Origin of the sequence: Mucilaginibacter sp. Bleaf8, assembly GCF_018390515.1 — a bacterium.
GTDB lineage: Bacteria > Bacteroidota > Bacteroidia > Sphingobacteriales > Sphingobacteriaceae > Mucilaginibacter.
The window spans coordinates 199,993-213,024 of sequence record NZ_JAHBBK010000003.1 but is presented as its reverse complement, the minus strand read 5'-3'; the positions used below and the strand labels follow the sequence as shown (position 1 = coordinate 213,024).

Genomic DNA, 13,032 nt, shown 5'->3' with positions numbered 1-13,032 from the left:
TTGGAAGGGACTACTGCTTTACCGAATCTACCGTCGGGTTGGCAACGCCATCCTTTTGCATAGAGGTGCTGGTATCGCTGCCACCGGTTGATACGCCCACCGGCGCACCCGAGCCCGCAGCCATCGATGTATCCGAAGGGCCGGAGCTACCTACATTGGTAGCGCCAGAGTCGGCACGGTCATTGCCGGTTTTTTGCCCGGAGTTGTTGCAGGCCGTTGTGGCAACGGCTGCGGTAATAAGTATGGTGTAAGCCAGCTTTTTCATCATCACTTGTTTATTTTAACCAACGTATAAATACCGTTAGGGTTTGCAGTTTAGGTATGGTGTAAGATTAGGGAGAATGGATAATTTGGTATTTTGCCTTCCAGCAACTTGTCTAACCTAAACTAATTGAAACATCCGAGATACTTTTTTCGTAAATTTCCCGCTCTAATGTTTAAACGGTGATGCAAAGAATATTAGCTTGTTTATTGGTTTTGGTTGTAATGCTGAGTGCTTGTTCGTCGCGCAAAAAAACGGTGCGTAGTAACCCTAATGATGCCGCCCGGCGCAATAATGAACGTATTCAGCAGGAAAACAGGCAGGCTATAGGTAGTTACCCTTCTTACACCGCTATTGCATATATTGAGCGCTTCAAAAGCATTGCTGTAAAAGAAATGAACTTGTATGGCATTCCGGCCAGTATTACCCTGGCGCAGGGCATTTTTGAATCGGCTTTTGGTAACAGCGAACTGGCTAAAGTGGCCAATAATCACTTTGGTATCAAATGCACCAGCGACTGGGCCGGCCGCAGCTATTTTAAGGATGATGATAATGTGAACGATTGTTTCCGGGTATACAGCAATCCTGAGGATTCTTACCGCGATCATTCGGAGTTCCTGAAAAGAAAACGCTATGCCAGGCTGTTTGAGCTGGATAAAAACGATTATGTAGGCTGGGCCTATGGTTTAAAAGAAGCCGGTTATGCCACCAACCCGAGCTATCCGCAACTGCTCATCAATACCATCCAAAAATATCACCTTGACCAATATGACCGCCCCGAAGGCGAGATACAAAAGATAAAGCGCGAAGACCGCGTACTGGCGCAGATCAACAACAATATTGGCAAAGCCGTAAAAGATTCCATTGTGCGTGCCGCACCCACCAATAAACTGTATACCGTAGCAACCGGCGATACACTATACTCTATTTCCAAACGTTTTGGCATTACTGTTGAAGAGTTGAGAACGTTAAATAACCTGTCAGACAACAGTATCCAGATCGGACAAATGCTTATTGTGGCCCGCTAAGCTTGTTAAATGTTGTTAAATGATTAGGGGTTGTGCGGGGCTTGGGTTAATTTTACTTCATTCATGAGAATAGGGCTGTTGCTGTTCATTTTTTGTTTGTTTACGTTGCCGGGCTTTTCGCAAAACAAGCCTGTTGAGGGCATTGTGTTCAGCAAAGCCACTAAGGAACGTATAGCCAAAGTGAACGTGCGCAACCTGCGAAACGGCCAGTCGGTTTATAACACACTTAAAGCCGATTTTAAAATTAATGCCCAGCCCGGCGATTTGCTGGTGTTCAGTAAGCTGGGTTATTATTCGGATACCATTAAAGTACAGAATGGAAATGACCTGGCGGTGTATTTGCGGCAGTCGAGTATTATGCTCAAAGACGTAAACATTCGCGATACGCTCATGAACCCGCAGCGTAAACTGGCGCTAACCCGCAAAGAATACAGCAAGGCGTATGGTAGCGACAGTTATCGTGATATCCTGAGTTTAGGGCCGGGCGGTGCAGGCATCAGCATCGATGCGTTATGGAACATGCTGAGCCGCAGGGGCCGCAATGCCGAGCATCTGCAACAGATCATTGCCCGCGATCATCAGCAGGATATTATTGATTACCGCTTCAACAAAACTTTTGTACAGCAAATTACCGGCCTGCAGGATCCGCAGCTTACCAACTTTATGGCCCGGTACCGGCCAAGCTACTACCTGGTTACAACGGCCAATGATTATGATTTTATCAATACCATTAAAGCCAATCTGAAACGGTTTCAGCGGTATCCCGATCTGGTTACCATGCCGCCGTTAAAAGCCCAAACCCAGCAAACGCCATGAGTTACCCGGTTATTGTAGTTCCCTTTTTGAATGTGAGCGGCATGGCGCTGTTCCCGTTTATACTGGTTAAGTACAAGGCCGATGCCAACGATCCAGTGCTGATACGGCATGAAACCATACACCTCAAGCAGGCTGCAGAATTGCTGGTTATTCCGTTTTACGTAATGTACTTGCTGCATTATTTATACAACCTGTATCGGTACGGCAACCACCGGCAAGCCTATTACCAGATTATTTTTGAACGCGAAGCTTACCGTAACGAGAACGATGCTGCTTATTTGAATAAGCGCCGTTTTTGGGCCTGGCGTTTTTATTAGCACAGGCAGTGCGATAAAAAATCATATTTGCCGTTAAAACAAAGCGCTTTTTTGTTTTAATTTGTTGCAGTATGGTAAGAAACGGCCTTTTGTTATTGTTGTTGACGTTCGTCTTTTCATTTTCGGCACGTGCCCAGCAAACGGATAGTTTGCAACGCGCAACTGACAGCTTAAAGCGATCTGCGGATAATTTAAGAAGAGTGACCGATAGTTTAAGGGTTGCCGACAGTATACGCCGCGCCAATATAAAAATTGATACCAACTTACTTAACCGGTACCGTGTTGAGCCGCGCCGCAATGCCCTGCCGCAGCGCCTGCGCCCGTTCCAGATTGTGCCCGAGCACATACCCGTAACCATGATGGATTACAAGGTAAGCTACTGGCGCAAAAGCGTAATATTTGGCTTAAACTTTAGCCAGTCGGCCTTTAGCGATAACTGGGCCGGTGGTGGTGTAAACTCCTTTTCGCTCAATAGTAATATAGATTACAAGCTGGAATACAACAGGCAGCCGTGGAGCTATACTACCGAGCTGATATTACTATACGGCCGCTCCAAAAACCGCGAGCAGCTGAGCCGTAAAACCAACGACCGTATTTTTTGGGATAACAAAGCTGCTTCGCAGTTATCTAAAAGCTGGTTCTTTTTCGGTTCGTTAAGCTTTGAATCGCAGTTTGATCTGGGCTACGCTTATGATGCAAGTAATACCAAGCCGCCGCAGGTCATTTCGCGCTTTATGGCACCGGGTTACGTTACCGAGTCTGTAGGTTTTGAGTACAAGCCCAACAATATATTTGATTTGCGTTTGGGTACAGGTACCGCCCGCCAAACTTTGGTGCTGGATACAAGCGTATTTAACGGGCAGCAAAGTGCCTACGGTGTAGGCAGAGGCCATACCTTCCGTAATGAGCTGGCTTTCCAGGTAGTGGCTTTGTTTGATAAGGAAATTATGCAGAACCTGCGCCTAACCAGCCGCTATGCTCTGTTTATACCTTACGCCCGCGGCCTTGAAAATATTGATCACCGTTTGGATTTAACCATTGCCGCCAAGGTAAACCGCCTCATCAGCGTAACTATAACCGGTGTAGCTTTGTATGATAAAGAAGCAACCGATAAAATTTATGAAAACTCAAGCGGTTTAAAAAGAAAAGGCATAGCCATCCAAAGCAACGAGAACCTGGCCATCGGTATACTATACCGGTTTCCGTAATGCTGGTGCCCATTCCGTTTAAACCGGCGTAAGTAGTTGTTTTTATGGATTTAGCACCCGCAAAAATTAGTTTAAAATCATACCTTTGTACCCTAAAATAAGATTGGAATAAGCATGTTTGAAAATCTTTCAGATAAGCTCGACAGGGCGTTTAAGGTCCTGAAAGGACAAGGAACCATTACCGAGATCAACGTGGCCGAAACCATGAAGGAAATTAGAAAAGCCCTTCTGGATGCCGACGTTAACTATAAAACTGCCAAAACCTTCACCGATGATGTGAAGCAGAAGGCATTGGGCGAAAACGTGTTGACCACCATTTCGCCGGGTCAGTTACTGACCAAGATCATGAACGATGAGCTGACCAACCTGATGGGTGGCACCACATCCGAACTGAACTTTCCGGCTACGCCTACCATCATCCTGATTGCAGGTTTGAACGGTGCGGGTAAAACCACTTTCAGTGGTAAGCTGGCCAGCTTCCTGAAAACACAGAAAAACAAAAAGCCTTTACTGGTAGCTGATGACGTTTACCGCCCTGCGGCGATCGATCAGCTGGAAGTACTGGGCCAGCAAATAGGCATCCCGGTGTATGCCAACCGCGAGTCGAAAGATCCGGTGGCTATTGCGCTGGAAGGTATTGCACAGGCTAAGCAGAACGGCAACAATGTGGTTATCATCGATACCGCCGGCCGTTTGGCTGTTGACGAGCCGATGATGCAGGAAATAGAGCGCGTAAAAGCGGCTACCAACCCGCACGAGATCTTATTTGTTGTGGATTCCATGACCGGGCAGGACGCCGTGAACACCGCCAAGGTGTTTAACGACCGTTTGGACTTTACCGGCGCCGTGTTAACCAAACTGGATGGTGATACCCGTGGTGGTGCGGCGTTATCTATCAAATCGGTAGTAAATAAGCCGATCAAATTCATTGGTACTGGCGAAAAGATGGAAGCGTTGGACGTGTTCCACCCCGACCGTATGGCTTCGCGTATCCTGGGCATGGGCGACGTGGTATCCCTGGTGGAGCGTGCCCAGCAGCAGTTTGACGAAAAGCAGGCCGCCGAGCTGCAAAAGAAGATCCGTAAAAACAAGTTCGATTTTAACGACTTCTACAGCCAGATACAACAGATCAAGAAAATGGGTAACATGAAAGATCTGATGGGCATGATACCGGGCGTAGGCAAAATGGTGAAAGACGTAGAAATTGGCGACGATGCCTTTAAATCTATCGAGGCCATCATTAATTCCATGACCCCGCACGAAAAATCGAATCCGGACAGCATCAACCCAAGCCGCCGCAACCGTATTGCCAAAGGCTCGGGCACCGATATTCAGGAAGTAAACCGCCTGATTAAGCAGTTTGAAGACATGCGCAAAATCATGAAACAGGTAAGCAACCCGGCCGCCATGGCCAACCTGATGCGCCGCATGCCGAAGATGTAATTTTTAGAATCGGGAATATCGAGTCAGGAATCAAGACTCGCTTATATAAAAAACCGCCATGCTGATTTTGATCGGCATGGCGGTTTTGTTTTTATGGTAGTCTGAAGACTACGGCTATAGGGGCCGAAGTTATAGATTTTAAATAGCGGAGCTGAATAACGATATTTTTTGATTAACGTATTTCACCTATTCCATAATAATGGCTAATTGCTTTTGCTAATATTCCTCCTGCTGCACTAAGTCCTACTTTCCATGTACCGTCTAATGCCTTTCCCATCATGTTGTGTATCCATCTATTAACATTTTCTCCAAAATTAGTATCTGAAGTAGGTCTTTCTGTGTCAATTATTTGCATTAAATCACTTAAGTCGTCGTCGCTGACTTTATTTTCTTTAAGAGTTTCTTTTAAAGTATCCTTATTGTCTTTTTTAATATGGATGTTATTGTCTATGCTAACATTAGAGCCTGTATTTATTACGTTACCGTCACCTGTATTGTTTATCGTTGTATGCATGATATGTGTAACTTTTTTTGTGTTAGATTGTAATGTTTCTATGTTTAATTCAACTCCAAACTCAGATTCAAGAGAAATCATGAAATCTAATAGTTTATTTCTAATAGCATTCAAAGTAGTTTTCAAAACACTTGATGTTACAGAAATTCCTGCACTTAATAAAGAAAAATTCCCAGCATGATTTGAATGCTTATATAGTAGTTTTTGGATAATTTTGACTTGCCCATTATTGAAAGGCTGTACTAAGAGATCTTTTGCGGAATCACTTAATTTCTCTAACGGTTCAACCCCTTCAAAAAAATCAAATCGTCTTAATTGGTTGTCAAAATCATCGTCGAAAGAGGGTATAGGAAGAATGTGGTTAGATATGTGCATATTACCATTGATGTAATCACCAATCAAATTTCCCGTGGTGGTTCTGTATTCAGGTAAGTCCTCTTTCTTTGTATATCCATTAAGCTCATTATTTACCCAGTATAGAAGTTCCTCATTTTTTATTCTGCTTGCTAATAACTTAGTTTTTAGCAAAGGAGACGTTAATGATAGATTAGTATCTGTTAATTCATTTATAATAGTTTCAAGAAGTTGCATCATTGTTATAGTTATAAAATAAATATAAATTGTTACTTACGTACTTCGTGGCTGCCTGAAGTCTCCAGACTTCAAACCTCTATGCTCATAGTATTCAGACTATCGGCCTAAAATCCAAATAACCTACCTCAATGATTTTATTTAGGCCGGCGTGATTGCTGGCACTCCTATACACGTACTCTTTGGGCGGTAAACCAGCCCAGTGCATACCGTGTTGTATGTAATCAAATTTATTGGATAGAGGCCAGGCTAAACAAATCTACAAAAGCGTTATCGTGTTCCCAAAGCTGGTACTGCTCATTGTAGCTACGGCACGATGCAGTATACAATCGCACCTACTTTCTACAGCAGCAGAGGCAATCAATCATATTTAAATAATTCCTTCCTGCCGAGGCAACCATTTCAGCTAACGCTACGTGTTCATTGTGTATACGATCAGATAGAGCGTAATCTTAACAAAATAAGAATTTACGATAAAAGCTGATCTGCCGGATCGGCACATGCGCTCAAAAAGGTAGTGTACAAGCACATTAATTTTAAAACAGCTGGCCAGCAAGTAAAAATTTGATGTCAACAACAAGTTTTACTTAACACAACACACACAATCATGAAAATGAATTTATGGAAAACCTATGGGTTTGCATTGCTGGCGCTTATTGCTGTTTTTACAGCCTGCAAAAAAGATAGTTCAAGCAACACGGCCACTTCAACCGATGGCTATAATACCGGTACCCCCGGTACAGGTAGCGGCACCGGCACTACCGGAACGGCTACCATACAACTGGCTAACAATGCACAATTGGGCAGCATCCTGACCACTAAAGACGGGCGCACACTTTACTTTTTTGCTATCGATGCCGACGGTAACTCAGGTTGCAGCGGCGGCTGCTCTACCGCATGGCCTACTTTTTATGATGCTTTACCAACGTTAGGCACCGGCCTCAACGCTGCCGATTTTGGTACTATTACCCGTGCTGATGGCGGCAAGCAAACTACTTACAAAGGCTGGCCGCTGTACACCTTTGCGGGCGACAGCAAAGCCGGCGATGTAAACGGCGAAGCCAGCGGTAAAACATGGTTTGTAGCCAAGCCTGATTATACCGTAATGCTGGTAAACAAGCAACTGGTAGGCGCCGATGGTGCCAATTATACCAGCCAATACGTGCAAGGAACCGAAGTAACGCAATACATGGTTGATGCCTATGGCCACACGCTGTACCGTTTTAAAAATGATAAGGCTAAAACAAACAACTATACCAAGGCCGATTTAAGCAACAATGCCATTTGGCCTGTTTTTGAAGTAACCGGCGTAGGCCGTGTACCCTCAACGCTCAATCAGGATGATTTTGGTACCATCACCATATTTGGCAAAACACAGTTAACCTATAAAGGCTGGCCGCTGTACACCTTTGGCGCCGATAACGGTGTAAGAGGAAGCAACAAAGGGGTAAGCGTAGGCCCAGGTGCCTGGCCTATTCTTAATGCTGCTACAACCGCCGCACCATAAACCTTTTCAATCAGGTGCAAGGTGCACGCGCACATACTCTTCTAAGAACAAACAACAAAAAGCCCCGTGCAGTAACTAACACAAAGTTAGCTACGGCAAGGGGCTTTCAATCTATCTACCTAAAATTTAAAACCCCTGATCGGGCTGAAAATCCAGCGAAACGGAGTTCATGCAAAAACGCTTGTGGGTAGGCGGCGGGCCATCGTCAAAAATATGGCCCAGGTGCGATTGGCAACGGGCGCAACGCACCTCGGTACGCTCCATACCGTACGAATTATCGGTCAGGTACACCACGCTGTTTTTGCGTACCGGCTCAAAAAAGCTGGGCCAGCCGCAATCGCTCGCAAACTTCGCGTCCGAGCGGAATAGTTTATTGCCGCAAACGGCGCAGTAATAAGTGCCTTTGGCCGTACTGTTCCAGTACTTGCCGGTAAAGGCGCGTTCCGTATCAGCTTCACGTGCCACTTTATATAGCGTGGCCGGCAATATCTTTTTCCACTCTGCATTGCTCACCTTTAACGGGCGGGTATCGGTGTTAGAATAGTACGGGTTATGCTCGTGCCCCTTATTGCTTTTAATGTTCTGGGCAAACAGGCCGGTGCTTAGCGCCAGGAAGAATAATAGAAAAATGCCTGATCTCATGGTTTCAGTTTGTTTTTAAATACGGCTTTAAATTTATCCAGCTCCGGTTGTATTACATACCTGCAATAAGGCTGGCTGCCGTTCTGGTTATAATAGTTCTGGTGGTAATCTTCGGCCTTGTAAAACACGGTAGATGGTACCACCTGGGTTACAATTTTACTTTTGTAAGCTTTAGCAGCGTTCAGCTTGGCTATGTAATACTCGGCTTTTTGCTTTTGCTGGGCGCCATGGTAAAATATGGCTGACCGGTACTGGGTACCCACATCATTACCCTGGCGGTTTAGCTGGGTAGGATCATGCGCTACAAAAAAGGCCTGCAGCAGTTCATCATAACTAATCACCGATGGGTCGTAAACGATGTTACAAGCCTCGGCATGGCCTGTTGTGCCGGTGCATACCTGCTGATAGGTAGGCTTTACTGTGCGGCCACCCGTAAAGCCCGATACTACTTTCTTAACGCCCCGTAATTGCTGAAACTTGGCTTCGGTACACCAAAAGCAACCGGTAGCAAAAGTAGCTGTATCTGTTTGGGCAGGCTTAACCGCAGGATGCGTAAACAGCGATATCAATAAAAGTAATTTTATCATATACCTATTAACGTTAAGCCTGTAAAAGCAGATGTTGATCAGCGCTTATTTGAACCTGTAATGACAAATAAAAACGAATGCTATAATGCTCATAATTAAGTATAGCCAACTTTAATGAAGCCTTGGCTTCATTTTGACATAAGTATGTTTTAATGTATTTTATAAAATTTAATTTTGCACAATACAATTTGTAACGATGGATTTGTTGAAACTTGAAAATCAGTTATGTTTTCCCATCTATGCTTTATCAAGGCAGATAACTAATTTGTACCGGCCGTTGCTGGATAAGCTGGATCTAACTTATCCGCAGTATTTGGTCATGATGTTGTTATGGGAGCACGGACAGCTATCGGTTAAAGCCATTGGCGAACAGCTGATGCTGGATAGCGGTACGCTAACCCCCTTGCTGAAACGAATGGAAAAAAGGGAGCTGGTAACCCGCACGCGCGATAAGCAGGATGAAAGGATAGTGCAGATCCGGATTACAAAGCACGGCGAAGAATTGAAAGAAAAAGCAAAAGATGTTCCCCTTGCCCTGCTGGAGCAGTTTCCTGTACCGGCCGAAGAAGGCCAGCAACTGGTTAAGCAACTGCGGTCCATTTTAAACCACATCAAATAAATAGCTCATACATATATCACCTAATAATAAATTAAAAAGAAATGGAAAGCTTGTATACAGCCAAAGCTACGGCTACCGGCGGCCGCAATGGCCAGGTAAAATCTGCAGATGGTGCACTGGATATCGAAACCCGCATCCCGAAAGAAATGGGCGGTCCGGGCGGTACTTACCTTAACCCCGAAATTTTGTTTGCCGGTGGCTATGCTGCCTGTTTTGACAGCGCCCTGAACTTGATTATCCGGATGGAAAAAGTGCAGACCGGCACCACCGCCGTAACAGCCGAAGTAAGCATCATGAAACAGGATAATGGCGGCTTTAACCTGGCTGTAAAGCTGGACGTGGAAATTCCGGGCGTTGACCGTGAAGCCGCGCTGGAACTGGTAAAAAAAGCACATGCCGTTTGCCCCTACTCTAACGCCACCCGCGGCAACATCGAAGTAGCGTTGAGCGTAAAATAACAAGAAACATTTATGAGCTAAGCCGTTCCTGATGCAGGGGCGGCTTTTTTTGTTTATATCACAAACACCCACCTGTCATGTCGAGTGATAATGTGGCCATCCCCTCGCATATCATTTGGTACAGAGATGGCGTTATCATTATAGCTCCTCCATAAATACAAGTTAAAAAACTCACCTAAAGTACTGACAAGATCGTGTCATGAGTATAAATACCTGTACCAAACTGTTCCGGGTGTTCCACACTGTACCACTATTTTTATACGGCCTCTGCGTGCTGCAAACGGCGTTTTAGGTGTACCAAAGTGTACCACCTGTTCCGGCGTGTACCGGTTTGTTCCGCTTTGTACCACTTTAAAAGTGGTACACCTGCATTATTCGGATTTGCCACTTGAGCAAAGGTTTGGGGCAAAAGGCATAAATTAATATCTTTATTGCTTCATAATATAAAAACTTTATCACCTTGTTAGTTAAAACCTTTGGCAGCGCGGTTTACGGTATACAGGCTACTACCATTACAGTAGAAGTGAACATTGCTCCCGGTACCAAGTACTTTATTGTGGGTTTGCCCGATGTGGCCATCAAAGAAAGCTATTTCCGTATCGAATCGGCCCTCAAGAATTGCAATTACAAAATGCCCCGCCAGCAACTGGTAGTTAACATGGCCCCGGCCGATATCCGTAAAGAGGGCTCGGCTTATGATCTGACCATTGCCACCGCCATACTGGCCGCCTCTGGCCAGATGGAAGTTAATGATCTGGATAAATACATTATCATGGGCGAGTTGTCGCTGGATGGCGGTTTGCAGCCTATTAAAGGTGCACTGCCTATTGCCATACAAGCCCGTAAAGAAGGTTTTAAAGGTTTCATCCTGCCCAAGCAAAACGCCCGTGAGGCCGCTATTGTAAATGATTTGGAAGTATACGGCGTTGAAAGCATTAAAGATATTGCCGGCTTTTTTAATGGCGATACGCAGCTAAAGAGAGAAGTTGTAAACACCCGCGAAGAGTTTTATGATAGCCTGTGCAATTATGATAGCGACTTTAGCGATGTAAAAGGCCAGGAAAATATTAAGCGTGCGCTGGAAATTGCCGCAGCCGGTGGTCACAACGTTATCCTGATTGGTCCGCCGGGAGCCGGTAAAACCATGCTGGCGCGGCGTATGCCATCCATTATGCCGCCGCTTACCATTCATGAATCGCTCGAGACAACCAAGATACACTCCGTAGCCGGTAAAATGCAGGCAGCCGATGCGCTGGTAACCGTACGGCCGTTCCGCTCGCCGCACCACACCATCAGCGATGTGGCTTTGGTTGGCGGCGGTAGTAACCCGCAACCCGGCGAAATATCACTGGCCCACAACGGTGTACTGTTTCTCGATGAGTTGCCGGAGTTTAAGCGCACGGTGCTCGAGGTAATGCGCCAGCCGTTGGAAGAGCGCCGCATTACCGTGTCACGCGCCCGCTTTACGGTTGATTATCCGGCCAGTTTTATGCTGGTGGCCTCCATGAACCCTTGAATTCGTGTTGACTTGTTAGTTTCGAGGATGAAGAAACATGGTGAATTCCTACGTCGATCGTCTCTTTTCCAATAGTAATATATTCTGTGATTGTCTCAACTATAGGGCGTTTTTGAGAAAAAAGCATGCTCGACCAAGCTTTGTATAAGCCTTTTGCTTCTTTAAGGACATGGTCAGCTGAGGTAACCTGCACACGCTTTAGATCGATCTCTGCCTGCAGTTCCGGTATAGATCTGTCAAGTTGATGCACTTGCGTGACAAGTGGTTGGTAGATCTCAGCAAAATGCTCTTTGTCAAGATCCCCGCTTACCCTTAAGGGGACCAATTCGTCCATTTTTTTTCGCAGTTGGGTACGCTTTTTCAAGGAAGCGCTTAATAAGCCTTCTTTTACCCGTATGTCCGCCTCCAGTTCTTCAACATACATCTGAGGTTGAATATCATTCAGATATCCTTTAAGGACTTGCTGGTAATAATTATCCATATCTGACACCCTGACATTGTTCTTGCATTTTCTGCAGGTAAATTTCTTAGCTGTACTGAACACATACATAGGTGTACCACATTCACACTTAACCAAACCGGCGAGCAGGTATTCTGATATCCTACCCCTCTTGGCGCGTTTGGTGGATTGTTCATCGAGGACAGCATTACACTTTTCCCATAATTCTTCTGAAACAATAGAGGGACAGGGAATGATAATCCATTCCTCCTGTGGCTTGGTAATCCATTGCCTACCCTCTCCGATGCTCTTGGTGTGATTAGCGAGTCGCTGACCTTTTGCGGTGGTATCCCTTAATAGCCGGTCAATTGTGGTATCGGAGAAACGAGAACCATTCCGGGTTCGATGCCCCAGCTCATTTAACCTTTCGGCAGTTGTTTTTTTGCGCTGACATTCCAGGAAGATCTCGTACATCAGTTTGCGAATCGGAGCCTCTTTCTCATCGATTACCATTGATTTGTCCTGCCATTTATAACCAAAGCTAGCCTGTCCACCCAGCGGTTTCCCCATCTTCGCGCGGATGGGAACTGACGCTGAAACACGACTGGATATTTCCTCCCGTTCCCATTCCGCCATTGCAGCGACTATCGTAAAAAACAGCCTGCCGGCTGGTGTGCTAGTATCGATCTGTTCTGCCAACGAAACCAGGTCTGCGCCCTCTTTTCGAAATATCTCTGCAAATTCCAGAAGTTCTTTGGTACTACGGGCAAGGCGGGCAAGTTTGGAAAATACCAGGCCGGAAATGCGCCCGCTTCTTAAGTCTTTGAGCATTCGCTGCGCTTCCGGGTGATTCATGACCGTTTTCCCTGACACAGCCTCCAATCTATACACTTCGACGACCTGCCAATCCCTAGATTCTACGTAATACCGTGCCCTGCGCTCGTGATGTTCCGGACTATCATCCTTAACCTGCATGTCCGTGGAAACCCTGATCCAAATACCAACGTGCTTTTTCTCTTCCATGATCTGATGTTCTGTTGCCTAAATTAAGAATTAAATTTCAGAAAATCAAGCTGAAATCTTCA

13 protein-coding genes and 1 pseudogene are annotated in these 13,032 nt (G+C 45.5%); 9 read left to right on the top strand and 5 right to left on the bottom strand.

Features of this window, described 5'->3' with window-relative positions:
• Positions 1-10 precede the first annotated feature (10 nt).
• Positions 11-268, bottom strand: coding sequence for a hypothetical protein (locus tag KHS38_RS14385; protein WP_213489300.1), 258 nt, complete (start codon positions 266-268; stop codon positions 11-13).
• A 179-nt stretch (positions 269-447) separates the two neighbouring features.
• On the opposite strand from KHS38_RS14385, the gene KHS38_RS14380 reads away from it, so the two are divergent.
• The 5 genes from KHS38_RS14380 to ffh all read left to right on the top strand — a co-directional run bounded on the left by KHS38_RS14380 (position 448) and on the right by ffh (position 5,074).
• On the top strand, positions 448-1,290 hold the full coding sequence (locus tag KHS38_RS14380) for a glucosaminidase domain-containing protein (protein ID WP_213489299.1): 843 nt from the start codon (positions 448-450) through the stop codon (positions 1,288-1,290).
• Between the two features lie 63 nt (positions 1,291-1,353).
• Positions 1,354-2,106: a peptidase associated/transthyretin-like domain-containing protein gene (locus KHS38_RS14375; RefSeq protein WP_213489298.1), complete on the top strand. Its 753-nt coding sequence runs from the start codon at positions 1,354-1,356 to the stop codon at positions 2,104-2,106.
• On the top strand, positions 2,103-2,423 hold the full coding sequence (locus tag KHS38_RS14370) for a hypothetical protein (RefSeq protein ID WP_213489297.1): 321 nt from the start codon (positions 2,103-2,105) through the stop codon (positions 2,421-2,423). Before KHS38_RS14375 ends, KHS38_RS14370 begins: the two co-directional genes overlap by 4 nt.
• Positions 2,424-2,494: 71 nt before the next feature.
• Entirely contained in the window at positions 2,495-3,631 is a 1,137-nt protein-coding gene (locus KHS38_RS14365) for a DUF3078 domain-containing protein (protein ID WP_213489296.1), read from the top strand.
• Between the two features lie 114 nt (positions 3,632-3,745).
• Positions 3,746-5,074: a signal recognition particle protein gene (gene ffh / locus KHS38_RS14360; RefSeq protein ID WP_213489295.1), complete on the top strand. Its 1,329-nt coding sequence runs from the start codon at positions 3,746-3,748 to the stop codon at positions 5,072-5,074.
• Positions 5,075-5,246: 172 nt separating this feature from the next.
• Here ffh and KHS38_RS14355 read toward each other — a convergent pair whose 3' ends face one another.
• Positions 5,247-6,182 (bottom strand): AbiTii domain-containing protein, encoded by a 936-nt coding sequence (locus KHS38_RS14355; RefSeq protein ID WP_213489294.1) that lies wholly within the window; start codon positions 6,180-6,182, stop codon positions 5,247-5,249.
• Between the two features lie 604 nt (positions 6,183-6,786).
• Here KHS38_RS14355 and KHS38_RS14350 point away from each other — a divergent pair.
• Positions 6,787-7,686 (top strand): hypothetical protein, encoded by a 900-nt coding sequence (locus KHS38_RS14350; RefSeq protein ID WP_213489293.1) that lies wholly within the window; start codon positions 6,787-6,789, stop codon positions 7,684-7,686.
• A 126-nt stretch (positions 7,687-7,812) separates the two neighbouring features.
• On the opposite strand, the gene msrB is transcribed toward KHS38_RS14350, so the two are convergent.
• Both msrB and msrA read right to left on the bottom strand, forming a co-directional pair.
• Complete coding sequence (msrB, locus tag KHS38_RS14345; RefSeq protein WP_213489292.1) at positions 7,813-8,328, bottom strand: peptide-methionine (R)-S-oxide reductase MsrB; 516 nt, start codon at positions 8,326-8,328, stop codon at positions 7,813-7,815.
• Positions 8,325-8,915: a peptide-methionine (S)-S-oxide reductase MsrA gene (gene msrA, locus KHS38_RS14340; protein ID WP_213489291.1), complete on the bottom strand. Its 591-nt coding sequence runs from the start codon at positions 8,913-8,915 to the stop codon at positions 8,325-8,327. Before msrA ends, msrB begins: the two co-directional genes overlap by 4 nt.
• Positions 8,916-9,111: 196 nt before the next feature.
• On the opposite strand from msrA, the gene KHS38_RS14335 reads away from it, so the two are divergent.
• The 3 genes and pseudogenes from KHS38_RS14335 to KHS38_RS14325 all read left to right on the top strand — a co-directional run.
• The gene (locus KHS38_RS14335) at positions 9,112-9,534 is read left to right on the top strand and encodes a MarR family winged helix-turn-helix transcriptional regulator (protein ID WP_213489290.1); all 423 of its coding nucleotides are present in this window, start codon (positions 9,112-9,114) and stop codon (positions 9,532-9,534) included.
• A gap of 41 nt (positions 9,535-9,575) precedes the next feature.
• Positions 9,576-9,992 carry an organic hydroperoxide resistance protein gene (locus KHS38_RS14330; protein WP_213489289.1) on the top strand — a complete coding sequence of 139 codons (417 nt, stop codon included), beginning with the start codon at positions 9,576-9,578 and terminating at the stop codon, positions 9,990-9,992.
• 460 nt (positions 9,993-10,452) lie between these two features.
• A pseudogene (locus tag KHS38_RS14325) lies at positions 10,453-11,505 on the top strand (YifB family Mg chelatase-like AAA ATPase); the annotation flags it as partial.
• Here KHS38_RS14325 and KHS38_RS14320 read toward each other — a convergent pair.
• Positions 11,480-12,970, bottom strand: coding sequence for a recombinase family protein (locus KHS38_RS14320; protein ID WP_213489288.1), 1,491 nt, complete (start codon positions 12,968-12,970; stop codon positions 11,480-11,482). The pseudogene KHS38_RS14325 and the gene KHS38_RS14320 sit on opposite strands and share 26 nt — an antisense overlap.
• Positions 12,971-13,032 lie beyond the last annotated feature (62 nt).